This window comes from Streptomyces zinciresistens K42, from assembly GCF_000225525.1.
Lineage (GTDB): Bacteria > Actinomycetota > Actinomycetes > Streptomycetales > Streptomycetaceae > Streptomyces > Streptomyces zinciresistens.
The window spans coordinates 1-25196 of sequence record NZ_AGBF01000006.1 but is presented as its reverse complement, the minus strand read 5'-3'; the positions used below and the strand labels follow the sequence as shown (position 1 = coordinate 25196).

Below are 25196 nucleotides of genomic sequence, written 5' to 3'. Positions count from 1 at the left end.
CCCGCACCATGCCTGGACGACACCTGTCCCCGATGCGGCTTCGGCGGGTAAATCACCTGATGGGGTGAAGCGTCCGGAGAAGCGGAGTCGGCGGCAGCGGCGTTCTGCCCATGCTTGAGCATGTACTCAAGCGACGGTCGTCCACACGACGCCAGAAACGTGCGGTACGACGATCCCTGGTACGACGCGCTCGCCGCCGGCTGGGGGGAGTCGGAGGTCGCGGACGCTCCCGACGCGGCGCCGCGGGCCGCGGCCGACGTGTACCTGGAGGTGCAGCGCAGCGTGGCGTTCCAGGAGGTGCGCCGCCGCTACCGGCGGTTCGTGGTGCCGGCCGTCGCCGGGTTCCTGACCTGGTACGTCGCCTACGTCGTGACCGCCACGACCGCCCCGGGACTGATGGCCCGGCCCGTGGCGGGTGCCGTGAACGTCGCGATGCTCGCGGGACTCGGGCAGTTCCTCACCACGTTCCTGCTCACCTGGGCCTACGCCCGGCACGCCCGGCTGCGCCGCGACCGCGCGGCACTCGACATCCGCTGGGACACCCAGGAGTTGACGCGCGCCACGCGGGGCGGTGCCGCGTGACCGAGGACCACCGGACCCTGGCGCTGCTGCTGTTCAGCGTGTTCGTCGCCGTCACTCTGGGCATCACGACCTGGGTGGGCCGCAACCGGCGCGGCTCGGCGGAGGAGTTCTACGTCGGCGGGCGGCTCTTCTCACCCATGGAGAATGGTTTTGCCATCGCGGGCGACTACATGTCGGCCGCCTCCTTCCTCGGCATCTCCGGGCTCATCGCCCTCTTCGGCTACGACGGCCTGCTCTACTCGGTGGGATTCCTGGTCGCCTGGCTGGTGGTGCTCTTCCTCGTCGCCGAACTCGTCCGCAACTGCGGCCGGTTCACCCTGGCCGACGTGGTCGCGGCCCGGATGCGCGAGCGACCCGTGCGGATCGCCCTGGGCACGTCCTCGGTCACCGTGTCCGTGATGTACCTGGTGGCGCAGATGGTGGGCGCGGGCACGCTGGTCGGACTGCTCCTCGGGGGCAAGGGCGGGGCGGCGCAGGCATGGACCGTGATCGGCGTCGGCGCGCTCATGGTGGTCTACGTCTCCATGGGAGGGATGCGGGCGACCACCTGGATCCAGATCGTCAAATCCGTCCTGCTGCTCGGCGGCACCGTCGCGTTGACGGTCCTCGTCCTGGTGCGCTTCCGGGGCGACCTCGACCAACTGCTGCTCACGGCAGCCGAACGCAGCGGCGAGGGCGCCGCGTTCCTCGCCCCGGGCCTGAAGTACGGCGGTGACTGGACCTCCCGCTTCGACTTCGTCAGCCTGGGTCTCGCACTGGTCCTGGGCACCGCCGGGCTGCCGCACATCCTCTCCCGCTTCTACACCGTCCCCACCGCCCGCGCGGCCCGGCGCTCGGTGGTCTGGGCGATCGGGCTCATCGGAAGCTTCTACCTGATGACCATGGTGCTGGGCTTCGGCGCCGCCGCGATCGTCGGCAGCGAGACCGTGCGCGGCTCGAATCCGGCCGGCAACACCGCCGTACCGCTGCTCGCCCTCGACCTCGGCGGCGGTGCGGGCTCCACCGGCGGCACCGTGCTGTTCGCCGTCGTGGCCGCGATCGCCTTCGCCACGATCCTCGCCGTGGTCGCCGGGATCACGCTCGCGTCCTCCGCCTCCGTGGCCCACGACCTGTACGCCTCCCTGCGGCGCAAGCGGTCCCGGCCGCGCAGCGAGGTCGCCGTCGCCCGGGTCGCCGCGGTCGGCATCGGCGCGCTCGCGATCGCCCTCGGACTGCTCGCCCGCGACCTGAACGTCGCCTTCCTGGTCGGCCTCGCCTTCGCCGTCGCGGCCTCCGCAAACCTGCCGGTGCTGCTCTACTCCCTGTTCTGGCGGGACTTCACCACGCGCGGCGCCGTCTGGTCCGTCTACGGCGGGCTGATCCCGGCCGTCGTCCTGGTCGTGCTCTCGCCCGTCGTGTCCGGGGAGCCCGGGTCGCTCTTCCCCGGCGTCGACTTCCAGTACTTCCCCCTCGACAACCCCGGCCTCGTGTCCATCCCGCTCGGGTTCGCCGCGGGCTGGCTCGGCGCGGTCACCTCCTCCGAGGCCCCCGACGAGGCCAAGCACGCGGAGACGGAGGTCCGGTCCCTGACGGGCGCGGGTGCCGTCTGATGCGGTGACCGGGCAGGTTCGCCGGCTCAAGGCGCCCGGCCCGGTTCACCCGTAGCTCTGCGGGCAGGGTGCCTCACGCGCTGTGGTCGCGTCACCCGCGTACGTCCGAGGCGCGGGTGACGCTCCGTCTCGCGAGGCACCGCGCCGGACGCCGCGGGCCTCCGGCCGACCTTCCCGGCCGCAGCACCAGCCCGCGGCGAGTCGTACGGAAGGCCGGTGCGCGGTGACGCGCCGCGCGTCTGACGTCCCGGTGTTCGACGACCCTTGTTGTCCTCAAGACGGAAGAAGTCGGCCAGGGCACGGCCCGCGGCGGCGGGACGGCGCACACTCGTGCCCGGCCGGCTGACGGATCGGCGGCCCCCGTCCGTATCCACAGGGGGCACGGTTCCTTCCCCCGCCCCCACGGGCCGTGCCTCAGGCGCGGGTCGCCCACACGTAACGGTGTTCCGGGCGGCCCGCGTCCCCGTACTTGAGGGTCAGCCGGGCCCGTCCCGTGCGCTCCAGGAGCTTGAGATAGCGCTGGGCGGTCTGGCGGCTCACTCCCGTGCGCTCGGCGATCTCCTGGGCCGACAGCGGTCCGTCGGCGCTGATCAGCGAGCGGCGGACCAGTTCGGCCGTGGTGGGGGAGTGCCCCTTGGGCAGGTCCGGCTCCGAGGACGCCGACAGCGCGCCGAAGATCCGGTCCACCTCGGCCTGTTCCGCCTCACCCCCGCCGTCGAGCGTGCGGCGCAGCTCGGCGTACGCTTCCAGCTTGGCGCGCAGCCCCGCGAAGGCGAACGGCTTCACCAGGTACTGCAACGCCCCCTGCCGCATCGCCGCCTGCACGGTCGACACGTCCCGCGCCGCCGTCACCATGATCACGTCGGCCTGATGGCCGCGCCTGCGCATCTCCTGGACCACCGCGAGACCCGTGTCGTCGGGCAGGTAGTGGTCCATGAGCACCAGGTCGAGCCGGGGCAGCTCCTCCAGCCGGCGCAGCGCCTCGGCCGCGCTGTGCGCCTCACCGGCCACATGGAAGCCCGGCACCTTCTCGACGTAGGCGGCGTTGACCCGCGCCACGCGCGTGTCGTCGTCCACGACCAGCACCTCGATCATCGCGACTCCTCCTCGGCGGCGTCGTACGGCTGTGCCGGCACCGTCAGGGCCGGTTCCAGATCGGTCTCCGTCAGCGCCTCGGGCAGCACGACGACGAACTCCGCGCCCCCGCCGTCCGCCGCGCCCGCCGTCGCGCTGCCGCCCTGCCGCTCGGCCAGCCTGCGTACGAGCGAGAGCCCGATCCCGCGCTCGCGATGGGCGGGCCGCTGCTTGGTCGACCAGCCGTCGGTGAAGATCAACTCCCGCTGCTCCGCCGGGATTCCCGGCCCGGTGTCGCGCACCCTGAGGGTCGCGCTGCGCCCCTCGGCGCGCAGCTCCACCTCCACGCGCGCGTGGGGCGTGCCGGCGACGGCGTCCAGGGCGTTGTCCACCAGGTTCCCCACGATCGTGACGAGCCCGCGCGGATCGATCAGCCGGTCCGGCAGCCCCGTACGGTCCGACAGCCGCAGCGCCACCCCGCGCTCTGCCGCCACGGTCGCCTTACCCACCAGCACGGCGGCGAGCAGCGGATCCCTGATCCGCTCGGCCACCTGTTCGGCGGTGGCCCGGTGATCGCCGACCACCTCGCCGACGAAGTCGACGGCGTCGTCGTACATCTCCAGCTCCAGCAGCCCGAGGAGCGTGTGCATGCGGTTGGCGTGCTCATGGTCCTGGGCGCGCAGCGCGTCGATCAGCCCCCGGGTGGAGTCCAGCTCCCGGCCCAGCTGCTCCAGCTCGGTGCGGTCCCGCAGGGTGGCGACGGCACCGCCGTCGTCGGTGGGCATCCGGTTGGCGACCAGGACCCGCTGGCCCCGCACGGTGAGCAGATCGGTGCCGGTGACCCGGCCGGCGAGCACGTCGGCCGTACGGCCCGTGCCCAGCGCCTCGTCGAGGGAGCGGCCCTCGGCCTCGTCGCCGAGGCCCAGCAGCCGGCGGGCCTCGTCGTTGAGCAGGCGGATACGGCCCGCGCGGTCCAGGGCGACGACGCCCTCCCGGATGCCGTGCAGCATCGCCTCGCGCTCGGCGAGCAGCGCCGAGATGTCGGAGAAGGCCAGGTCGCGGGTCTGGCGGTGGACGCGGCGGGAGATCAGCCAGGCGGCCAGCGCACCCACCGCGAGGGCGCCGCCCGCGTACGCGAGCAGCCCCGGTATGGCCTGCAGCAGACGCGCGCGCACACTGTCGTAGGCGATCCCCACCGAGACCGCGCCGACGATCCGGCCGCTGTCGTCGCGCAACGGCACCTTGCCGCGCGCGGTGCGGCCCAGGGTTCCGCTGTCGATCTGCATGACTTCGTGGCCGGCCAGGGCCCGGCCCGGGTCGGTCGAGACGAGCCGGCCGATCTGGCTCGCGGTGGTGTGCGACCAGCGCACCCCGCGCCGGTCCATCACGACGATGTACTCGGCCTTCGTGGCCGCGCGGATCCGCTCCGCCTCCCGCTGGACCGGACCGTCGGCCGTCGCGGGCGTGCGTGCCAGGTCCCGCGCGATCTGCGGCTGCGCGGCGGTGGTCTGGGCGATCGACAGCGCGCGGCGCATGGCCTGGTCGTCCAGCTGGTCGCTGAGCGGGGCGAGGAAGAGTCCGGTCGCGAGCACCGCGACCCCCGCGGCGATCGCCACCTGCATCAGCAGCACCTGCGAGAACATCCGCCGGGGCAGACCCAGCCGCAGACGACGGACGGGGGGAGTGGGGCTCATACCCATGACGGTACGTGGCGCGGCGGCGGGTGCCGTAGGGGGATGTGGCGCGGATCTCCTGATCGTCGCGGAACCGGCCGCCGCGCCGGTCAGCCGGCGAGGGCGGCGGCCACCGCGAGGGCGCGCACCTCGACCACGTCCATCCGCGCCGGGGTGCCGAGTCCGGAACCGCAGCTCTCGGGGCGGGCCGGCAGGGAGGCGCCCTGGGCCACGCCGACCCGCCAGTGCCGTCCGTCCACGTGGGCGACGGTCACCTCCCAGCGGGGAGCGGACCCCTCGGTGCGTACGACGCTCAGCGCCTGCGCGGCGTCCTCGCCGACGGCCCGGCGCACCGCCAGCTCGGCCGCCTGGCCCGGCCGCTCCCACGCGGAGTTCCCGCGGCACCCCTCGACGACGATGCGGCCCTCCTGGACGCCGTGCAGGACCTCCTTGACGGCGGGGGCGTGCGCCCGGCCGTAGGCGTAGCCGTACGGCAGCACGAGCAGTGTCGGCGAGAAGCGGTGCCCGCCGAGATGGGTGACCTCCCAGACGCCCTCCACACCGGAGGCGGCCAGCTCGGCGGCCAGCGGGCGGCCCAGGAGCGCGCAGCAGCGGTCGCGGCGGCCGTTGGTGCAGACCAGGGCGAGGGGGGCGCCGGTGTGGGGCCGGCCGCGGAGCAGCGTGTCGAAGCCGTGGTGCTCGCCCCTGCCGAGGGCGGCGAGGTCCAGGCCGAGCAGTTCACCGGGGTCGCGGGTGGTGGCGGTGCGCAGCCATACGCTGCCCGGGGTGGTGTGCGCCGCGTACACCCGGCGTGGCGCGCTCCGGTCGCAGTCGGCGTGGCGGCCGGGCCTGCGGATGAGGGCGATCCGCACGCCGGTGCCCTCGGCGGCCGCCTCCAGGGCGCGGCCCAGGGCGGGGTCCAGGTGGCTCTGGGTGAGCGCCTTGGCACCCCAGGGGCCGGGCTGCTCCAGCAGCAGCCAGGTCGCAGCGGTCGCAGCGGTCCCCGCGACGGGCTCGTCGAGGTCCAGCGAGACGGTTGAGCACGTACTCACAGAGGTGAGCCTAACCTGAGTTGGCGCGGCTGACTTCCTGAGGGGCCGGTGCGTGCGTTGCGGGCCGGAGACATGCGTGTGGCCTGGTGCCGTTCTGGCGCCAGGCCTCATCGGTACGGTCGAGCAGGGACGGGGTGCCGACGTGCTCGCGGGGTTTCCGACTCGCTCCGTGGGTGCGCGCGGCCGGGTGAAGCTTCACGGGACGGGTCGGGGTGGACGCGTGCTCGTGCGGGGGCTCAGGCGTCGGGAATGTCCGCCTTGGCGCGGATGAGGGTCTCCCGGCTGACGATGACGATGCGCTCGTAGTCCGCGCGGGCGGCGTCGGCGGGCAGTTCCGACTCAAGCGCCTCGGTGGCCTCGGTGCCGATGACGGCGAAATTGCCGTCGCTCAGCTCGAACACGTCCGGGCAGTTCGCTCCCGAGGCACTGCCCCGGGCACTTGGAGGCACACCGATGCGGCGCACGATCTTCAAGGTGCTTCCGATCCTAACGAAGTGGTTCGTGGTCGGCAGCACGTTAACCGGGATTCCCGGGGCATGAGGGCATAGTGAGGCGACTCGTGTCGCCGCGTTGACCCTTCCTCCCGAATTGGCCCAAGTCATCGCCCGGGTCGGCCCGTCACGTGGTCGGTGGATTCCCCACCACCCACCACTCGTCCGTGTCGGCCTCGTCCAGATCCTTGATCAGTCCGTCGACCAGGCGGCCGACGCGCGCTTCGTCGGACGAGTCCTTCAACGTCGCCCGCTGCCCCTTCGAAGCCTCCCAGTACTCGCGCATCAGTGCGTTCTGGAACAGTTCGCGCGCGTGTCCGTAGAACTCCTCCTGGTTGAGGATCCCCGTCCGGTGCAGGTGATACAGGTTGATGTACCAGGCGTTGGCGTAGAAGTACTGGCGCCGCCTCTCCGCGGGAATGCCCGGGTCGTAGGTGTCGATCACGGCGGCCAGGGCCGGGTTGTCGATCGCCCTGGACAGCAGTTCCCAGTGCATCCGCTGCTGGTGCGCGAGGGCTCTGCGCCGGGAGGCGCGCTCCGCCAGCTCCAGACGCCTCAACTCCAGCCGTTCCGCTTCGAGGCGCCGTTGGCGCGCCGCCAGTGTCATGCCTGCGGTGACGAGCATCAGGCCGACCGCGGCTGAGCCCAACCTCCCCGCACCGTTTCTCTGTGTGCTCATGTCAACCCCCGATCAGGCGGCCGTCCGCCGGTCGTCGGGATGCGGGTCGACTGGAGGGGACCGGCGTGTGGGCGGCGCTTGCCGTCTCCCCAGGGTGCCGAGCGGCTCTGATCGGCGGGGAGGCGGAGAGGAGGCGCACGGAGGGAAGCGAGGGTCGCACACTCCGGCGCCATGCCCAACGTCTGCCCGTCCCGCACTGCTAACAATCGTTCACTGCACGGTGATTCTGACCGCTCGTATCCTGGTTCGGCATTCGTTCCTCGTGGGGTGCGCCGGGCCGTGAGCCGGTGCACCCGTCGGCGTGAGAGAGGTCGCACGGTGAGTCAGCCACCCCCCGGTCCGCAGCGGATTCCCGTCGTCGTGCTCGCCGGATTCCTCGGTTCCGGCAAGACGACCCTGCTCAACCACCTCCTGCGGCGCAGCAAGGGCACCCGCATCGGTGCCCTCGTGAACGACTGCGGCACCATCGAGATCGACGCCATGGCCGTCGCGGGCGCGCTCGGGGACTCCACCGTCTCGCTCGGGAACGGCTGCCTGTGCTGCGCCGTGGACGCGAGCGAGCTGGACGTGTACCTCGAACGGCTCGCCAGGCCCTCCGCGGGCATCGACGTCATCGTCATCGAGGCCAGCGGGCTCGCCGAACCCCGGGAACTCGTCCGGATGCTGCTCGCCAGCGAGCACCCCGGCATCGTGTACGGGGGCCTGGTCAGTTGACTGCACTAGCTCAGGCCACGGCTCGACTCCGTGACCTTGGTTCACGAGCATGCGGGGGTGCATGAAGCTCCTTCGATTCATCGAGATCTGATTGACGGCCGGGTACGGCTGCCCCGGATGGGGGCGGTGGTAGAAGGCGAGTCGCCTTCGCTGCCGTGGCGGGTGGTGGATGCTGCTGGTCGGGAGATCGAGCCGGTCAGCAGTTACCTTCGGGACCGGATGCTGGGCGATGCCAGCCCGCTGACATGCCGCAGCTACGGCTTTGACCTGCTGCGCTGGTACCGGGTGCTCTGGGCACTGGATGTGGGCTGGGAACAGGCCACCGAGGCGGAGACCGCCGCGTTGGTGGGCTGGCTCCGTTCGGCCCGCAACCCACAGCGCCAGCGCCGCGCCGGTGGCCACCGGGCCGGGACGGTGAACCCGAAGACGGGCAAGCCGACTCTTCGGGCCGGGTACGCGCCGGTGACCATCGCTCACAACCTGTCGGCAGTTCATGGGTTCTACGCCTTTCACCTGCACTTCGGCCGGGGTCCGGTGGTGAACCCGGTGCCTGAGAACAGGGCACGCCGTGCTGCGCTCGCGCACCTGTCGCCGATCGAGGCTCGCGCCGCGTACCGGCGCGGTCGGCTGCGGCCGAAGGTGCCTGCCCGGCAACCGCGGGCACTGCCCGATCACCAGTGGGACGAACTGTTCACTCAGATGAAGTGCGCACGGGACCGGGCATTGCTGTCCTGCTACGTCTCGTCTGGCGCCCGAGCATCCGAACTGCTCGGGGTCGAACTCGGAGACGTCGACTGGACCAAGGGCCAGTTGTGGGTGATCTCCAAAGGCAGCCGGGCCCGACAACCGGTCCCGGTATCGCCCGAGGCCCTCGCCCACCTCGCCGCCTACCTGGAGGAGGCCGGACTCCCACCCGACGGCATGCCACTCTGGCGCACCCGCCGCGGCCAGCCGAGACCGCTGACCTACTGGGCGGCCCGCCGCATCATCCAGCGCGCGGACGAAGCGATCGGGGCGAACTGGACGCTGCACGACCTGCGGCACACCGCCGCGACCCGACTCGCCCGCGACCCGGAGTTGACGCTGGTGGAGGTGCAGACGATCCTGCGACATGCCCATATCAGCACCACGGCGCTTTACACCGTGGTCGGGCTGGATGACCTGGTGGACAAGCTCGCAGAGCACTACGCACGGCCGGTCCAGGCGACCACGTGGCCGCAGCGATACGAGGCGAGCGACATCGAGGCGGTGTTCGGTGCCGGGCGCTAAAGTCGGCGACAGCCTGCGGCTTGCAGGCCCGACGACCAATCGGGTCCGCCGTCATGAGAGTGCCGAAGGCCGGGTGTCGACCGGAAACTTCGCGCCTACTGCCATCATTCCCGCCCCTCCGCCACGGCCGATGCGGCCGCCTCGCTCGCTTGGGGACTTCGCGACGGCCTCGGTGGAGGAGATCACCGAAGTGGTCATCGGACACTTCCTGCCTGCCGGTTCCAAGACGTGGCGAGCACGTCAGGAAATGCAGGAGTTCCTCGGCTACCTGACCGGATTTCCCGGAGATACCTGGCAGGAGCGCTGGGAAGCGGCCGGCCATGATGCGGGCATTCCCGTCGGCCGGGTCGCAGGAGACGACCGTGCCCTGAGTCGTCGGCTGAGCGCGGCGGCGGGCCGTTGCTTCGCCATGCGGTTGATCCGACCCACGCTGCTGGGCCTGCGCTCCAACACCTTCACCCGCTACACCCCGTGGTTCCCCAGCATCGCGAATGATCCGTGGCTGGAGGAGTTCTGCGAGCGGGTTGATCAGCTGCCCGTCGGCTCCTCCCGTCGTGGCCGGGCGAAGTCCGACGTCTGCTACGCGTTGACGGTCTTCGGGATCGACCTGGACGGGCTCACGCCCGAGGCCCTGCTGCACTACGCCGTCGAATGCCGAGCCCATGCTCTGGCCGGGGAAGATGCCGAATCGGGCACCTTCTCCGGAACACTGGCTTGGCCGGTGTTGCACGAGATGGGGCAGTTTCCGCGCTCCGCTCCGCGAACTCTGCGGGCTGCTGTCACCCGGGGGCAGTTGTCGATCGAGGAAGCCGTAGACCGCCATCAGCTGCGCAACCGCGAGGTGCGAGACCTGTTGGTGGAGTACGTACGCCGCCGCTCCGCCGAGCTGGACTACTCGACCCTGCGGCACCTGATCACCCGCCTGGTCAAGACGTTCTGGAAGGTGATCGAGGAGATCAATCCTGAGCAGGTTGACCTGCGGCTGTCGGAGGAGACCTTCACACAGTGGAAGGAGAAGCTGCTGGTCCTGCCCGGCGGCAAGCCGCGCCTGGACATGGACGGCCCGCTGCTGGCGGTCCGGTCCCTCTACCTCGACCTGCACACCTGGTCCGTCGCCGAGCCCGAGCGGTGGGCGAAATGGGTCGCGCCCTGCCCGGTCCGGGATGCCGACCTGCGCCACTTCCAGCTGCGCCGGCGCCGCCTGAACGAACGGATCGCCAACCGCACGCGAGTCCGCCAGCCGCTGCTGCCGATCCTCTCCCAGCACGTCAACGACACCTGGCACCAGCGCAGAGAGCTGCTCAAGGCTGCGCAGAGCGTGAACCCCGGCGAAGAGTTCGTGCACGACGGCACCACATGGCTGCGGGTGTCTTGCAACGAGCGCCACAACCGGCCCCCGGTCCGTGTGGTCAACCGCACCACTGGCGACCTCGTACGCGTCTCCCAGGATGAGAACGCCGCGTTCTGGCAGTGGGCCGTCGTGGAGACACTCCGGCTGGCCGGCCTGCGCGCCGAGGAACTCACCGAACTGAGCCACCTCAGCGTCAGGCAGTACCAGCGCCCCAACGGCGAGGTCGTCGCGCTCCTGGTCATCAGCCCGTCCAAGAGCGACCGTGAACGCGTCATCCCCATGTCGGCCGAGCTGTTCCACGTCATCGCCCAGGTCATCCGCCGCCACCGCGAGGAACACGGCACCGTCCCGGTCTGCGCCCGATACGACCTGCACGAGAAGGTGTGGAGCGAGGAGCTTCCCTACCTCTTCCAGACGGTCCACAGCAGCAGCCAGCGCGGCATGTCCAGCACGACGGTGTGGCGCATCGTGCGACGTGCGTGCAATGAGCTGGCCGCCACGCACCCGGAGTTCGCCAACGTGCACTTCGCCCCGCACGACTTCCGACGTCTGTTCGCGACCGAGCTGGTGAACAACGGTCTGCCCATTCATATCGGTGCCGCCCTGCTCGGGCACCTCGACATCCGCACCACCCGCGGCTACGTTGCGGTCTTCGACGAGGACGTCATCAGCCACTACCACCAGTTCCTCGCCCGACGCCGAGGAACGCGACCAGTGGAGGAGTACCGGGAGCCGACCCGGGACGAGTGGGAGGACTTCCAGGAGCACTTCGACAAGCGCCGCGTGGAACTCGGCTCCTGTGGCCGTCCCTACGGCACCCCGTGCGCGCACGAGCACGCCTGCATCCGCTGCCCGATGCTCAGCATCAACCCGAAGATGCTTCCCCGCCTCAACGAGTTGGAGGAGGACCTCATCGCCCGCCGTAGGCGAGCTGTCGAAGAGGACTGGCGAGGCGAGATCGAGGGTCTCGATCTGACGCTCACCTTCTTGCGGAGCAAGCGCGAGCAGGCCCGCCGTTTCCAGCGCAGCGATCCTGTCTCCCTTGGAATGCCTCCGATCCCGCATCAGAAACCCCAGGCCACAGAGAGGTAAGCAGCACTGCGAACACCAGAAACGCGGCCTGGGTCAGAATCAGGCGCATGGATGTTCCCAAGCTGCTGGAAGCCGCTTCCCTGCTCGTCCCCGAGGAAATGGCCACCGAGAACGACATCACGGTGGCCGACGTCTGGGAGTACCTCATCCAGGATGAGTGGGAGGTGGCTCTCGGGCTGCTGGAGGAGCTCGGAGACGTCCAGCCGCTTCCGCTCGGCTTCTGGGAAGCCCTGGCCACCGCAGCCGAGCAGATGCGGCTGGAGACGAGTGCGGCCTGGTGCCGCTGGCGCGGCTACGAGACGCGCAACGGCATCATCCGGGCCGACCTCACCCTCCGCCCGGCCGCCGAGGCCAGACGACAGACGCCCATCTCCGGCGCCGGCGTCCTGCGACCGATGTGGGACATCGGAAACCGAACCCCGACCGGCGAACCGGCCCTCAACATCGCCGTGCTCTGGGTTGAGCGCACGCCCTTCCTCGAACCTGGCGGGCGAGCCTCGGTGCGACTCGCGCCCCTTGACCCTCAGCAGTGGCAGCATCTTGAGCCCGGCCAAGTGATCACCATGCACGAGGACCGATCCGTGGCCGGGACGGCAGTCGTCCTGGAGGTTCAGCGACCCTGCGACCACACCCACGGCATAGAGTCGAACGATCAGTAACGACCGCGGGAGGGGAACATGGCGGAGCGGAGTTGGCAGCTCAGACAGGGTGAGCGGCTGGTGGGAACCTTGGCCCTCGAAAGCGGCGACATGTTCTGGTCCGACTGTCGCTTCGAACCCGGCCCAGCCTGGGAAGGGCTTGCTCCCCTGTTCGCCGCTTCCCGTGATGCCTGGCGCCGTGGTGACGAGGATGCGGCCTGGCCGCAGACGAGACGATCTACGCCCAAGACCTTGCCCTCGTTCCAGACAGCGGCGCAGCCCCGATCACGGAGTTCCTGATTCGGATCGAGGGAGAAGTCGCCCGATTCCGTTACTGATCCGGCGCGGTCACGCTCCTTCGGACTTCTCACGCCCGCTGACTTTGTGCACGAGATGGGAAGCAGATGTCGACCACTTTGGGAGGCACGAGAGTCTGGTGCTGTGCGATGCCGGACGGTCAGAAGAGGCCAGCCGAGGTGTTCTGCGTGAGGGTCTCAAGGATCGGGCGCAGCCATGGGCTGCGTACGGCTGGTAGCCGGACCAAGGTGTGTTGGAACGTTCCCCGGTCGGCACGGAACAGGTGGTTGGGGAGCAGCGGGGGCGGGTAGTCGCGGAGGACATCTCGGGCTATGCGGCCCGACGCGGGAACCGGCAAGTTCGGTTCGGGAGAGGCCAGCCACAGCCACACCCCCAGCGGCAGGGGCACCAGGTATGCCGGTGCGGTCGGGTCGGCAGGGGTCCAGGTCCGGCCCGTCTGGGGGTGGACGGGGATGAGGAGGATGTCGACGCCCGCGTCCGGGGAGGGCTGTCCCGGTCCGGCCAGGACGGCGCGCCGCTTCGGGGTGCCTGCCGGCAGCAAGGCGTCGAGCGCGCGTTGGAAGACGTCCGCGGTCAGGCCGCCCGGGACCTCCACCGGCTGCCCCTGGGAAGCGATGAGCAGGTGGGCGAGTGCCTGGCCGGCTGCCGCCTCCCACTGCGGACTCCACGACCAGTAGTGGTTCGGCCCCAGCCGTCCTCCCCACGTGGCGATCGGCTCGAACGGGGGCGTCTTCTCCCCCGTCTCTGCCAGCTCCGCCCAGGAGAGCGGCGCGGCGTGCATACCGTCGACGGGGACGCGGTGCACGACGTCTGAGCCGAGTCGCACCATCTGCCAGAGGGAGCAATCGTCGACCCTGGTTGCCACGGGGAGGTCGCATGCCTCGCAGGCCATGTTGGGCCCGTCGGCCCCGTCGAGGCCACAGCAGGCACCGCCACGCTTCTCAGGAATCAGCCGGGTTCCGCGGATATCACCGGGCGCGATGACATTCGCCCCGGTCGTGCCGTCGGACAGGGCGTGGACCGGAGCGTAGATACCGCGTGCCTCAGCCTCGCCCGGATCAATCTCGTCCCACATCCGCCACGGCCCTCCCCAGGGTTCCGGGTCCACGGCAAACGTCCCTGACTCCATGAGCACCGGAAGCTGGGCCCCGTTCCCGTACTGCTGACGTGCGTGGACCGGCAGTGAGACCTGGGACAGCGGGATGGTCAACTCGGCCCCGCATCCCGCACACACGAAAACGAACAAATTTCCTCCGGATGGGAAACGGACGCATCTTCGCAGCTCACCGGCAGCCGGCCAACATGATTTCTCATCCGCTGCGGGAACGGCACCAGCCACTGTCGTGGAGGATCAACGCAGCGCGATCAAGTGCTGGCTGCGCCTCGGACTACGGCAGGCGACTCACTCGGTGTTCGAATCCCGGTGTGCTGCAAAGCCAGCCCGCGTTGGTGCAGAGAAGGTCGAGGTCGTCGACGCCGCCGAGTTCGACGACACCCGGGCCAGGCACCCCGAGATCGACCGGCATCTGGCCCTCGCCGACCTGGTCGTGGTCAACAAGCTCGACCGGACGGACGCCGGGGAACGGGTGCTCGGCCTGGTCCGGCAGCTCGCCGGGAGCGCGGCCGTCGTGCCCGCCCGGTACGGCCGGATCGACCCCGGCCTCCTCTTCGACCGCCGGCCCGCCGCGGAGCGCGTCGGACAGCTCTCCTTCGACGACCTCCGCGCGCCCGACGGGACCGGCCGGTCCGATGCGCACGGCGAGCATCCGCACGCCCGCTACGACAGCCTCTCCTTCACCTCCGAAGTACCCCTCGACCCGCGCCGGTTGATGGCCTTCCTCGACACCCGGCCGGAGGGGCTGTACCGGATCAAGGGGCACGTCGGCTTCGGGGCGCACGACGTCCGCAACCGCTACGGCGTCCACGCCGTCGGCCGCTTCCTGCGCTTCACCCCCGAGCCGTGGCCGCGCGGCGAGGCCCCGGTCACCCGGCTCGTCCTCATCGGCTCCGGCATCGACGCCGCGACCCTGCGCAAGGAACTGGAGGCGTGCCGGAGCGACGCCCCGCACACCGCCGACGAGCACGGCATGTGGGGCGTACTGCGCTACGTGCGCGACCCGGAGGAGGAGCCCCGGGAGGAGGAGCCCCGGGAGAAGGCGTCCCCGGATCCGCGGGCCTAGACCGGTCCCGCCACCACCGAGACCGTCTTCGCCAGCGACACTCCCGAGCCGTCCCGGCGCGGGTCCATCTCCGGCAGGTCGACCGGTGTGCCGTTCTTCTGCGCGGCGCGCGCCGGGACCGCGCCCGCCCAGGCCAGGGACAGGCAGTCCTCGCCCTTGAGGAACCGCTGGCAGCGCACACCGCCCGTGGCGCGGCCCTTGCGCGGGTACTGGTCGAACGGGGTGAGCTTGGCCGTCGTCTGGACCGAGTCGTCCAGCGTGCCGCGCGAACCCGCGACCGTGAACACCACCGCGTCCACCGCCGGGTCGACGGCCGTGAAGGAGATGACCTTCGCGCCCTCCGTGAGCTTCACGCCCGCCATCCCGCTGGCCGGGCGGCCCTGCGGACGGACCTGCGCGGCCTGGTAGCGCAGCAGTTGCGCGTCGTCCGTGATGAAGACGAGGTCCTCCTCGCCGGTGCGCAGCTCGACCCCGCCGACGATCCGGTCGCCCTCCTTGAGGGTGATGACCTCCAACTCCTCCTTGTTGGACGGGTAGTCGGGCACCACGCGCTTGACGACGCCCTGTTCCGTGCCGAGGGCCAGCCCCGGCGAGGACTCGTCGAGCGTGATCAGGCAGACCAAGGTCTCGCCGTCGCCCAGGGAGACGAACTCCGAGACCGGCGCGCCGCCCGCGAGGTTCGGCCGCGCCGCCGTCTCCGGCAGCTGCGGCAGGTCCACGACGCTGATCCGCAGCAGCCGGCCCAGGGAGGTCACCGCGCCCACCTCGCCCCGCGCCGTGGCCGGCACCGCCGAGACGATCACGTCGTGCTTGGAGCGCCTGGCGTCGCCGTCCTCCGCGAACGGGTCGCCGTTGGCCGTACGGGCCAGCAGCCCCGTCGACGACACCAGCACCCGGCACGGGTCGTCGGCCACCTGGAGCGGCACGGCGGAGACCGCGGTGCCCGCCGCCTCCAGCAGGACCGTACGCCGCTCGGTGCCGAACTTCTTCGCCACCGAGGCCAGTTCGGCGGAGACCAGCTTGCGCAGTTCCGCGTCCGAGTCGAGGATGCGGGTCAGCTCGGCGATCTCCTCGTTGAGCCGGTCCTTCTCCGCCTCCAGTTCGATCCGGTCGTACCTGGTGAGCCGGCGCAGCGGGGTGTCCAGGATGTACTGGGTCTGCACCTCGCTCAGCGAGAAGTGCTCCATCAGGCGCTCCTTGGCCTGCGCGGAGTTGTCGCTGGAGCGGATCAGGCGGATGACCTCGTCGATGTCGACGAGCGCGGTCAGCAGCCCCTCGACCAGGTGCAGGCGGTCGCGCCGCTTGGTGCGGCGGAACTCGCTGCGGCGCCGGACGACCTCGAAGCGGTGGTCGAGATAGACCTCCAGCAGCTCCTTGAGACCCAGCGTGAGCGGCTGGCCGTCGACCAGCGCGACGTTGTTGATGCCGAAGGACTCCTCCATCGGCGTCAGTTTGTACAGCTGCTCCAGGACCGCCTCCGGCACGAAGCCGTTCTTGATCTCGATGACCAGACGCAGGCCGTGCTCGCGGTCGGTGAGGTCCTTGACGTCGGCGATGCCCTGGAGCTTCTTCGAGCCGACCAGATCCTTGATCTTGGCGATGACCTTCTCCGGGCCGACCGCGAACGGCAGCTCGGTGACGACCAGGCCCTTGCGGCGGGCGGTCACGGTCTCGATCTCGACCGTGGCGCGGATCTTGAAGGTGCCGCGGCCCGTCTCGTACGCGTCCCGGATGCCGGAGAGGCCGACGACCCGGCCGCCGGTGGGCAGGTCGGGGCCCGGGACGAACTTCATCAGGGTGTCCAGATCCGCGTTCGGATGGCGGATCAGATGGCGGGCGGCGGCGACGACCTCGGCCAGGTTGTGCGGCGGCATGTTCGTGGCCATGCCGACGGCGATCCCGGACGCGCCGTTGACCAGGAGGTTGGGGAAGGCGGCGGGGAGCGCCACCGGCTCCCGCTCCTGGCCGTCGTAGTTGGGGGCGAAGTCGACCGTGTCCTCGTCGATCGACTCGGTCATCAGGCTCGTCGCCGCGGCCTGCCGGCACTCGGTGTACCGCATCGCGGCCGGCGGGTCGTCGTTGCCCAGCGAGCCGAAGTTGCCGTGGCCGTCGACCAGCGGGAGGCGCATCGAGAAGGGCTGCGCCATGCGCACGAGCGCGTCGTAGATCGACGCGTCGCCGTGCGGGTGCAGCTTGCCCATGACCTCGCCGACCACGCGCGCGCACTTCACATAGCCGCGTTCGGGGCGCAGGCCCATCTCGTTCATCTGGTAGACGATGCGCCGGTGCACCGGCTTGAGGCCGTCGCGGGCGTCCGGCAGGGCGCGGGAGTAGATGACCGAGTACGCGTACTCGAGGAAGGAGCCCTGCATTTCGTCGACGACGTCGATGTCGAGGATCTTCTCCTCGTACGCGTCGTCGGGCGGCGGGGTCTTCGTGCTGCGGCGGGCCATCGCTGCCGGCTCCTTCTGTGTGCTGGTCGCGCGAGAGTCTGACGGGTCTGACGCGGACCATTGTGGACCGTGGCACTGACAACCACCGACCAGGACCCGAGGTTGGGCTCCCGTCCGGCGTGCCAGCAGTGTCGCCGACGCCGGTGCCGGGCGGCGACCGAGGGGAGCCCCGGGCCGCCAACGGCCCGGCCCGGCGCGTGAATCGCCGCACGGCGGCAAGCCGGCGCCGCGTGACCGTTCACTCGCCGGAGTGATCGACGCGAAGCATGCCAGGTCGCGGACGGCGGGGCCACGCCCGCGCGCGGTCCGCGCCGACGCGGTGTGCCGCCCCGCGGGGCGCCGGGACGTCCCCGCGCGACGCCGGACGGCCCGCGTCCGGCGCGCTGCGGGCACGGCGTTCGGGCCGGGAACTTCGCCGACCCTTCGGACGCTGCATACAGTGGCGGGAGCTGAGCAGGAACCGCATGACACAACGCAGCGCACGCGACCGGAAGGACACCTTGCCCATGGGTCACACGGCCACACCGGAGGCACAATCCGGCGGCCTCACCGCGACCGAGCACCGCCTGGCCAACGGCCTGCGCGTGGTGCTCTCCGAGGACCACCTCACCCCGGTCGCCGCGGTCTGCCTCTGGTACGACGTCGGCTCCCGCCACGAGGTCAAGGGCCGTACCGGACTCGCCCACCTCTTCGAGCACCTGATGTTCCAGGGGTCGAACAGCGTGCAGGGCACGGGCCACTTCGAGCTCGTCCAGGGCGCGGGCGGCTCGCCGAACGGCACCACCAGCTTCGAGCGCACCAACTACTTCGAGACCATGCCCGCCCACCAGCTGGAGCTCGCGCTGTGGCTGGAGGCCGACCGCATGGGCAGCCTCCTGGTGGCGCTCGACGAGGAGGGCCTGGAGAACCAGCGGGACGTCGTGAAGAACGAGCGCCGCCAGCGCTACGACAACGTCCCCTACGGCACCGCCTTCGAGAAGCTGACCGCCCTGTCGTACCCGGACGGGCACCCGTACCACCACACGCCGATCGGGTCCATGGCCGACCTGGACGCGGCGAGCCTGGAGGACGCGCGCGCGTTCTTCCGCACGTACTACGCGCCCAACAACGCCGTGCTGTCGATCGTCGGCGACATCGACCCGGAGCAGACGCTGGCCTGGGTCGAGAAGTACTTCGGCTCCATCGCCTCCCACGACGGCAAGCCCGCGCCGCGCGACGGCGCGCTGCCCGAGGTGATCGGCCGGGAGCTGCGCGAGGTCGTCGAGGAGAACGTCCCGGCGCGCGCGATGATGGCCGCCTACCGGCTCCCGCAGGATGGCACGCGCGAGTGCGACGCCGCCGACCTGGCGCTGACCGTCCTCGGCGGCGGCGAGTCCTCCCGCCTGTACAACCGGCTCGTACGGCGCGACCGCACGGCCGTCGCGGCCGGCTTCGGCCTGTTGCGGCTGTCGGGCGCCCCCTCGCTCGGCTGGCTGGACGTGAAGACCTCCGGCGACGTCGAGGTGCCCGTCATCGAGGCCGCCGTCGACGAGGAGCTCGCCCGCTTCGCCGCGGAGGGCCCCACGGCCGAGGAGATGGAGCGCGCCCAGGCCCAGCTGGAGCGGGAGTGGCTGGACCGGCTCGGCACCTGCGCCGGCCGCGCCGACGAACTGTGCCGCTACGCCGTCCTGTTCGGCGACCCGCAGCTCGCGTTCACCGCGGTGCAGCGCGTCCTGGAGGTCACCGCCGACGAGGTCAAGGCCGTCGCCGCGGCCCGCCTGCGCTCCGACAACCGCGCGGTGCTCGTGTACGAGCCGGTCGCCGACGAGGCAGGCGAGTCCGACGGGGCCGACGAGGCCCCCGCCACCGACGAGAACGAGGAGTCGGCGCAGTGACCGAGCTCGCCAGCATGGAGTTCCACCCGCAGCCCCCGGCGGGCGAGGCCCGGCCCTGGGCGTTCCCGGCGCCCGAGCGCGGCCGGCTGGGCAACGGCCTGACGGTGCTGCGCTGCCACCGCCCCGGCCAGCGCGTCGTCGCCGTCGAGGTGATCCTCGACGCGCCCCTGGACGCCGAGCCGAAGGGCCTGGACGGCATCGCCACCATCATGGCGCGCGCCCTGTCCGAGGGAACCGACAAGCACACCGCCGAGGAGTTCGCGGCCGAGCTGGAGCGCTGCGGAGCCACCCTCGACGCCTTCGCCGACCACCCCGGCGTCCGCGTCAGCCTCGAAGTCCCGGTCTCCCGGCTGCCGAAGGCGCTCGGGCTGCTCGCCGACGCGCTCAGGGCGCCCGCGTTCACCGACACCGAGGTGGAGCGCCTGGTGCGCAACCGCCTCGACGAGATCCCGCACGAGCTGGCCAACCCCTCGCGCCGGGCGGCGAAGGAGCTCTCCAAGGAGCTGTTCCCGGCGGCCTCGCGCATGTCCCGGCCGCGCCAGGGCACCGAGGACACGGTCGAGGGCATCGACGCGGCGGGCGTACGCGCCTTCTACGAGCGGCATGTGCGTCCCGCGACCTCCACCGCCGTGGTCGTCGGCGACCTGACCGGGGTCGACCTCGACGCCCTGCTCGCCGACACCCTGGGAGCCTGGACGGGCTCCCCGGCCGAGCCCCGGCCGGTGCCGCCCGTGACCGCGGACGACACCGGGCGCGTCGTCATCGTGGACCGCCCCGGCGCGGTCCAGACCCAGCTGCTGATCGGCCGGATCGGCCCCGACCGGCACGACCGCGTCTGGCCGGCGCAGGTGCTCGGCACCTACTGCCTGGGCGGCACCCTCACCTCCCGGCTGGACAAGGTCCTGCGCGAGGAGAAGGGCTACACCTACGGCGTACGGGCGTTCGGGCAGGTGATGCGGTCCGCGCCGGACGGCACGGGCGCGGCGATGCTCGCCATCAGCGGCTCGGTCGACACCCCGAACACCGGGCCCGCGCTGGACGACCTGTGGACGGTCCTGCGGGGCGTCGCCGCCGGGGGACTGACCGACGCGGAGCGGGACTTCGCCGTGCAGAACCTCGTCGGCGTGGCCCCGCTGAAGTACGAGACCGCCGCCGCCGTGGCGAGCACGCTGGCCGACCAGGTCGAGCAGCATCTGCCGGACGACTTCCAGGCCGAGCTGTACCAGCGGCTCGCCGCCACCGGCACCGTGGAGGCCACCGCCGCGGCGGTGAGCGCCTTCCCGGTGGACCGCCTGGTGACGGTCCTCGTCGGCGACGCGGCCGAGATCCGCGGGCCCGTGGAGGCCCTCGGCATCGGCGAAGTGACCGTCGTGGCGGCCGAGTAGAGCACGGCCGCCGCGTCCGGCGGCGGCCCGCGCGGGGCGAGCCCTGGTGACGTACGCGCCACCAGGGCTCCCTTATGCCCGAATTGGGGGAGAGGTTACCTGTCTGCCCTGTGGCATGCGCTACAAAAAGCCCGATCGGTTTGGGGAGGGAAAGACGTCCCGTTTAGCGTCTTCCGGGCTGTCCGTCAGGCAGTGCGCCGCGCCCGCGGCACCGGACAGCCATCGCCGAGTCCCCGTACGGCGCGAGCCAGGGGAGCCGGGGACCCATCTGTGTCCCTGGGGTGAATCGGACGCCCGCGCCACGGCGAGGGGGTCCGTAGGAGACCTTCCTGCTCCGAACCCGTCAGCTAACCCGGTAGGCGAGAGGGAAGGAAAGGACGAGCCTCTACATGGCCACCTGCGCCACCGGGAAGAACCGCACTTCCGGCAAGCACCGCCGGCCCGGTCGGTTCGAGCGCACCACCGCCCGCGCCGCGGGCGTCGCCGCGATCACCGCCACCGGTGTCATCGGCACCCTGGCCGCCCCCGCGCTCGCCGCGGAACCCGCCGCCGCCCCCGAGCAGACCGGCTTCATCCCGGTCGTCGCCGTCGGCAGCACCGTCGCGGACGAGATCGACGCCCAGGCCGCCGCCCAGGAGCAGTCCGCGTACGAGGCCGAGGCCCTGCGCAAGGCCGCCGAGGAGGCCGCCCGCAAGAAGGCCGCCGAGGAGGCCAAGGAGAAGCGTGAGGCCGAGGAGCGTGCCGCCCGCGAGGCCGAGCGCAGGCTCCTGGGGTCCTTCGTCGCCCCGGTCGCCGGTTCGAACCTCTCCACCAGCTACGGCACCGGCGGCTCCCTCTGGTCCTCCGGCAGCCACACCGGTGCCGACTTCACCGCCGCCACCGGCACCTCCGTGCGCGCGGTCGGCGCCGGCACCGTCGTGCAGGCCGGCTGGGGCGGGGCGTACGGCAACCAGGTCGTGATCAGGATGAACGACGGGACCTACACCCAGTACGCCCACATGTCCTCGCTCAGCGTCTCCGCGGGCCAGACCGTGACCCCGGGCCGGCAGATCGGCCTCTCGGGCGCCACCGGCAACGTCACCGGCCCGCACCTGCACTTCGAGGCCCGCTCCACGCCCGAGTACGGCTCCGACCTCGACCCCGTGGGCTACCTCCGCTCGCGCGGCGTCGCCCTCTGACCCGCAGCGGTCCGTCCCGAAGGCCCCGGCTCACCGAGCCGGGGCTTTTCGGTCTTTCCCGGACCGTCGGCCGGCCAAAAAATACCCATGGATTCCTGCTCGCCGTCGGAAATTCCCGCCGTCTGCAATAGAGTCACTGAACACACGTCATTCGTCGGCGTTTCACGGGGATTAAGGCGGAGGTCGAGTCATGCGTGTTCCGGCGCAGTCGGTGTGCACCGCGATCCGGGACGACATCGTCGCCGGCGTCCATGAGCGCGGCAGCCGGCTCACCGAGGAAGTCCTCGCCCGCCGCTACGGAGTCTCCCGCGTCCCCGTGCGGGAGGCCCTGCGCACCCTGGAGGCGGAGGGCTTCGTGGTGACGCGGCGGCACGCGGGCGCGTGCGTCGCCGAACCCACCGAGCAGGAGGCCGCCGACCTGCTGGAGATGCGCGTGCTCCTGGAGCCGCTGGGCGCCCAGCGGGCCGCGCAGCGCCGCACCGAGGCCCATCTGAAGGTGCTGCGGGGCCTGGTCAGGCTCGGCCAGGAGCGGGCCAGGCGGGGGAACAGCGACGACCTGCGCTCCCTGGGCACCTGGTTCCACGAGACGCTGGCCCAGGCGTCCGGGAGCCACGCCCTCACCTCGACGCTGACGCAGCTGCGCCACCGGATCGCCTGGATGTACACCGTGGAGGCGCCCGCCCATCCGCTGGAGTACTGGACCGAGCACGGCGCGATCGTGGACGCGGTGGCGCGCGGCGACGCCGAACGCGCCCGCGCGCTGACCGCGCTGCACACCGAGCGGGCGCTGTCCGCGCACCGGCTGCGGTTCGGCGCGGGCGGCGACCGCGCGGACCGTGTGAGGAATTCGCAACATGCCGTAAACATGCCGAGCCTGCGCAATTAACACGAGCGCCGTATACAAAGAGAAGGAATTCGCGGGAGATTTTCCGCGCTGCCCGGAACCGGATAATTAACGCTGTCCGCGGCCGAACAGATCCTCCTGCCGGGAACCGGACAATTCCCGCTGTCCGCCGGAAAAGCCGAAGGGCCCACCCGGTAATGCGGGCGGGCCCTTCGGTGCGGCGGCCGGCGTCCGGAACGAGCCGCGCTCACCGGCGGTCGGGGACGCCCGGTGGCGCGGACGCCGGAGTCCTCAGACGGTCTCGGGAAGCTCCTCGAGCCCTTCGGCGACCAGCTTGGCCAGACGCTCCAGCGCGGCCTCCGCGCCCTCGGCGTCGGAGGCGAGGACGATCTCCTCGCCGCCCTGGGCGCCCAGGCCCAGCACGGCCAGCATGGAAGCGGCGTTGACGGGACTGCCGTCGGCCTTGGCGATGGTCACCGGGACACCGGTGGCCGTGGCGGCTCGGACGAAGATGGAGGCGGGGCGGGCGTGGAGGCCCTCGGCCCAGCCGACGTTGACGCGGCGCTCAGCCATGTGATGCTGCCCTTCGGTGTTCAATGTTGTCTAGACCGATTTGGTTGTCTAGACCAGTTTCCCACAGGTGTGAAGCCCGCCGGAACGGAACGTCCGCACCCGCCCGGGTGACCGCGGGCCCGCGGCCCAGGCCACCCGGCCCCGCGTGACGTCCCGAACAGACTGCCCCGCGCCGCTGTCGTACGCGAGCCGTACTCTGGGCCCCATGCAGAGCCCCTCGGACCGGCACGCGTACCCCGCCCACTGGGAAGCCGACGTGGTGCTGCGCGACGGCGGCACCGCACACATCCGCCCCATCACCGTCGATGACGCCGAGCGCCTGGTCAGCTTCTACGAGCAGGTGTCGGACGAGTCGAAGTACTACCGCTTCTTCGCGCCCTACCCGCGCCTGTCCGCGAAGGACGTCCACCGCTTCACGCACCACGACTTCGTGGACCGGGTGGGACTCGCGGCCACCGTGGGCGGCGAGTTCATCGCCACCGTACGCTACGACCGGATCGGCGCCGACGGGACGCCCGCGTCCGCCCCCGCCGACGAGGCCGAGGTCGCCTTCCTCGTCCAGGACGCCCATCAGGGCCGCGGTGTCGCCTCCGCCCTGCTCGAACACATCGGGGCGGTCGCGCGCGAGCGCGGCATCCGCCGCTTCGCCGCCGAGGTGCTGCCCGCCAACAGCAAGATGATCAAGGTGTTCACCGACGCGGGGTACACCCAGAAACGCAGCTTCGAGGACGGCGTCGTCCGCCTGGAGTTCGGCCTGAAGCCCACCGACCGCTCGCTCGCCGTGCAGCACGCGCGCGAACAGCGCGCCGAGGCGCGGTCCGTGCGACGCCTGCTGACGCCCGGCTCGGTCGCCGTCGTCGGCGTGGGCCGCACCCCGGGCGGAGTCGGCCGCGGCGTCCTGGGCAACATCGCGGACGCCGGGTTCACCGGCCGGGTCCACGCCGTGAACCGCTCCTTCCCCGACGATCTCGAGGAGATCGACGGCGTGCCCGCGCACCGCTCGGTGCGCGCCATCGGCGAGCAGGTCGACCTCGTGGTGGTCGCCGTACCCGCCGAGCACGTCCCCGAGGTGGTCACCGAGTGCGGCGAACACGGCGTGCAGGGCCTGGTCGTGCTGTCCGCCGGGTACGCCGAGAGCGGCCCCGACGGCAGGGAGCGCCAGCGTGAACTCGTCCGCCGCGCGCGCACGTACGGCATGCGCATCATCGGGCCGAACGCCTTCGGCGTCATCAACACCTCCGCCGGCGTGCGGCTGAACGCGTCACTCGCGCCCGAGATGCCCCGCCCCGGCCGGATCGGGCTGTTCGCGCAGTCCGGCGCCATCGGGATCGCGCTGCTGTCCCGGCTGCACCGCCGCGGCGGCGGTGTCACCGGCGACACCGGGGTGTCCACCTTCGTCTCGTCCGGCAACCGGGCCGACGTCTCCGGCAACGACGTCCTGCAGTACTGGTACGACGACCCGGACACCGACGTCGCCCTGATGTACCTCGAATCCATCGGCAACCCGCGCAAGTTCACCCGCCTCGCCCGGCGCACCGCCGCCGCCAAGCCCCTGGTCGTGGTGCAGGGCGCCCGGCACGGCGGCGCCGCCCCGCAGGGCCACACCGTGCGGGTCACCCGGCTGCCCCACGCCACGGTGTCCGAGCTGCTGCGCCAGGCCGGCGTCATCCGGGTCGACACCATCACCGAACTGGTCGACGCCGGTCTGCTGCTCGCCCGCCAGCCCCTGCCGGCCGGCCCGCGCGTGGCGATCCTCGGCAACTCCGAGTCGCTGGGCCTCCTGACGTACGACGCCTGCCTCGCGGAGGGGCTCAGGCCGCTGCCGCCGCTGGACCTGACCACCGGTGCGTCGGCGCCCGACTTCCACGAGGCGCTCTCCCGCGCCCTCGCCGACGACACCTGCGACGCGGTCGTCGTCACCGCGATACCGGCGATCGGCGGCGCGGCGACCGGCGACGCCGAACTCGCGGCGGCCCTCAGCTCGGCGGCCGAGCGGGTGCCGGGCAAGCCGGTCCTGGTGGTCCACGTGGAGCTGGGCGGGCTCGCCGAGGCGCTGTCGGCCGCCGTGAGCACCGCGCCGCGGACCGGCGCGACCGCCTCCTCCGGCACCCGCCGCATCCCCCCGACCGCCCCGGAGCCCGACCGGCCGCCGTCCGCCGCCGGGGACGCCGGGACGCGCGCGACCGC

At 71.6% G+C, this 25196-nt stretch carries 18 protein-coding genes, 2 pseudogenes and 1 riboswitch; of the genes and pseudogenes, 12 read left to right on the top strand and 8 right to left on the bottom strand.

Annotated elements, in window-relative coordinates; genetic code table 11:
- The first annotated feature begins 120 nt into the window (after positions 1-120).
- Positions 121-582 (top strand): DUF485 domain-containing protein, encoded by a 462-nt coding sequence (locus tag SZN_RS03840; protein ID WP_078508426.1) that lies wholly within the window; start codon positions 121-123, stop codon positions 580-582.
- On the top strand, positions 579-2171 hold the full coding sequence (locus SZN_RS03835; protein ID WP_007491579.1) for a solute symporter family protein: 1593 nt from the start codon (positions 579-581) through the stop codon (positions 2169-2171). The genes SZN_RS03840 and SZN_RS03835 overlap by 4 nt, the downstream gene beginning before the upstream one ends.
- 414 nt (positions 2172-2585) lie before the next feature.
- Here SZN_RS03835 and SZN_RS03830 read toward each other — a convergent pair whose 3' ends face one another.
- The 5 genes from SZN_RS03830 to SZN_RS03810 form a co-directional block, all read right to left on the bottom strand.
- Positions 2586-3266, bottom strand: a complete 681-nt coding sequence (locus SZN_RS03830) for a response regulator (RefSeq protein ID WP_007491578.1) — start codon at positions 3264-3266, stop codon at positions 2586-2588.
- Positions 3263-4939, bottom strand: coding sequence for an ATP-binding protein (locus SZN_RS03825; RefSeq protein ID WP_043727957.1), 1677 nt, complete (start codon positions 4937-4939; stop codon positions 3263-3265). The genes SZN_RS03830 and SZN_RS03825 overlap by 4 nt, the downstream gene beginning before the upstream one ends.
- An 89-nt stretch (positions 4940-5028) precedes the next feature.
- Positions 5029-5970 carry a sucrase ferredoxin gene (locus SZN_RS03820; protein WP_007491575.1) on the bottom strand — a complete coding sequence of 314 codons (942 nt, stop codon included), beginning with the start codon at positions 5968-5970 and terminating at the stop codon, positions 5029-5031.
- A gap of 236 nt (positions 5971-6206) precedes the next feature.
- Positions 6207-6443, bottom strand: coding sequence for a hypothetical protein (locus SZN_RS03815; protein WP_086021328.1), 237 nt, complete (start codon positions 6441-6443; stop codon positions 6207-6209).
- 145 nt (positions 6444-6588) lie between these two features.
- Positions 6589-7086, bottom strand: a complete 498-nt coding sequence (locus tag SZN_RS03810) for a DUF6082 family protein (RefSeq protein ID WP_341865551.1) — start codon at positions 7084-7086, stop codon at positions 6589-6591.
- A gap of 372 nt (positions 7087-7458) precedes the next feature.
- On the opposite strand from SZN_RS03810, the pseudogene SZN_RS03805 reads away from it, so the two are divergent.
- The 4 genes and pseudogenes from SZN_RS03805 to SZN_RS03790 form a co-directional block, all read left to right on the top strand.
- Positions 7459-7848 (top strand): annotated as a pseudogene (locus SZN_RS03805) (GTP-binding protein); the annotation flags it as partial.
- Between the two features lie 225 nt (positions 7849-8073).
- On the top strand, positions 8074-9123 hold the full coding sequence (locus SZN_RS03800; protein WP_007491569.1) for a tyrosine-type recombinase/integrase: 1050 nt from the start codon (positions 8074-8076) through the stop codon (positions 9121-9123).
- 190 nt (positions 9124-9313) lie between these two features.
- The gene (locus tag SZN_RS03795) at positions 9314-11566 is read left to right on the top strand and encodes a tyrosine-type recombinase/integrase (RefSeq protein ID WP_244313281.1); all 2253 of its coding nucleotides are present in this window, start codon (positions 9314-9316) and stop codon (positions 11564-11566) included.
- A 47-nt stretch (positions 11567-11613) separates the two neighbouring features.
- Complete coding sequence (locus SZN_RS03790) at positions 11614-12225, top strand: hypothetical protein (RefSeq protein ID WP_007491567.1); 612 nt, start codon at positions 11614-11616, stop codon at positions 12223-12225.
- A 436-nt stretch (positions 12226-12661) separates the two neighbouring features.
- Here SZN_RS03790 and SZN_RS03785 read toward each other — a convergent pair whose 3' ends face one another.
- Positions 12662-13768: a hypothetical protein gene (locus SZN_RS03785; protein ID WP_007491566.1), complete on the bottom strand. Its 1107-nt coding sequence runs from the start codon at positions 13766-13768 to the stop codon at positions 12662-12664.
- Positions 13769-13976: 208 nt separating this feature from the next.
- Here SZN_RS03785 and SZN_RS03780 point away from each other — a divergent pair.
- Positions 13977-14702 (top strand): annotated as a pseudogene (locus SZN_RS03780) (CobW family GTP-binding protein); the annotation flags it as partial.
- Here the strand turns inward: SZN_RS03780 and SZN_RS03775 are convergent.
- Positions 14699-17155, bottom strand: coding sequence for a DNA gyrase/topoisomerase IV subunit A (locus SZN_RS03775; RefSeq protein ID WP_007491564.1), 2457 nt, complete (start codon positions 17153-17155; stop codon positions 14699-14701). The pseudogene SZN_RS03780 and the gene SZN_RS03775 sit on opposite strands and share 4 nt — an antisense overlap.
- A 506-nt stretch (positions 17156-17661) precedes the next feature.
- Here SZN_RS03775 and SZN_RS03770 point away from each other — a divergent pair.
- The 4 genes from SZN_RS03770 to SZN_RS03755 all read left to right on the top strand — a co-directional run bounded on the left by SZN_RS03770 (position 17662) and on the right by SZN_RS03755 (position 22478).
- On the top strand, positions 17662-19029 hold the full coding sequence (locus tag SZN_RS03770; RefSeq protein WP_007491563.1) for a M16 family metallopeptidase: 1368 nt from the start codon (positions 17662-17664) through the stop codon (positions 19027-19029).
- Entirely contained in the window at positions 19026-20414 is a 1389-nt protein-coding gene (locus tag SZN_RS03765) for a M16 family metallopeptidase (protein WP_007491561.1), read from the top strand. Before SZN_RS03770 ends, SZN_RS03765 begins: the two co-directional genes overlap by 4 nt.
- A gap of 213 nt (positions 20415-20627) precedes the next feature.
- Positions 20628-20791: riboswitch (cyclic di-AMP (ydaO/yuaA leader) on the top strand.
- 12 nt (positions 20792-20803) lie between these two features.
- Positions 20804-21592: a M23 family metallopeptidase gene (locus SZN_RS03760; protein WP_007491559.1), complete on the top strand. Its 789-nt coding sequence runs from the start codon at positions 20804-20806 to the stop codon at positions 21590-21592.
- A 190-nt stretch (positions 21593-21782) separates the two neighbouring features.
- Positions 21783-22478 (top strand): GntR family transcriptional regulator, encoded by a 696-nt coding sequence (locus SZN_RS03755; RefSeq protein WP_007491558.1) that lies wholly within the window; start codon positions 21783-21785, stop codon positions 22476-22478.
- A gap of 249 nt (positions 22479-22727) precedes the next feature.
- Here SZN_RS03755 and SZN_RS03750 read toward each other — a convergent pair whose 3' ends face one another.
- Positions 22728-23009 carry an HPr family phosphocarrier protein gene (locus SZN_RS03750; protein WP_003973180.1) on the bottom strand — a complete coding sequence of 94 codons (282 nt, stop codon included), beginning with the start codon at positions 23007-23009 and terminating at the stop codon, positions 22728-22730.
- 205 nt (positions 23010-23214) lie between these two features.
- Between SZN_RS03750 and SZN_RS03745 the strand changes: the two genes are divergently transcribed.
- The coding region (locus tag SZN_RS03745) for a GNAT family N-acetyltransferase (RefSeq protein ID WP_007491557.1) at positions 23215-25196 on the top strand (1982 nt) is incomplete at its 3' end.